The organism is uncultured Roseovarius sp. (genome assembly GCF_947489715.1).
Classification (GTDB): Bacteria; Pseudomonadota; Alphaproteobacteria; order Rhodobacterales; family Rhodobacteraceae; genus Roseovarius.
Genome location: NZ_CANLER010000038.1, coordinates 1 through 484 on the forward strand (window position 1 = coordinate 1; position 484 = coordinate 484).

At 58.1% G+C, this 484-nt stretch carries 1 protein-coding gene; it reads right to left on the minus strand.

Going from position 1 to position 484, the window contains the following annotated elements; all coding sequences use genetic code 11:
• Positions 1 to 156 precede the first annotated feature (156 nt).
• A partial coding sequence (locus tag Q1B27_RS24475) for a transposase (protein WP_299852820.1) occupies positions 157 to 484 on the minus strand: 328 nt, incomplete at its 5' end.

Sequence of the window (484 nt, forward strand, 5' to 3'; positions counted from 1 at the left end):
ACGGCTGCTGGCCCTGATGGTTTCCGCTGACCGAGTCCCAAACCGCTTCGCGGACAACGATGTGTCCCTGACATTCGACGGGGTGTCTTGGTTGGCGGGCTGACATTGCTCCATCATCTCAATGGTCTTGCGTCTCTGATGTTCTTTTGTTGGCGTTTATGCTGTGTGAGGCCGATACCTTTCGTTGCGCGTCAACACCGCCCAGATGATGCGGGCCGTTTTGTTGGCCATGGCGACAGTAGCCACGCGCGGGGATTTTCGTTCTCGCAATGACATCGCCCACGGGTCGACGCGGTCAGGATTGACCTTCATCTGGTTCAATCGGGCAGTCATGCCAGTGACCAAAAGTCGCCTGAGGTATCGATCTCCCATCTTGGAAATGCGCCCGAGACGTTCTTTGCCGCCGCTTGATCGGTTGATGGGCGTCAGCCCTAGCCAGGCGGCAAACTCTCGTCCATTGCGGAACTGATGCCCGTCGCCAGCG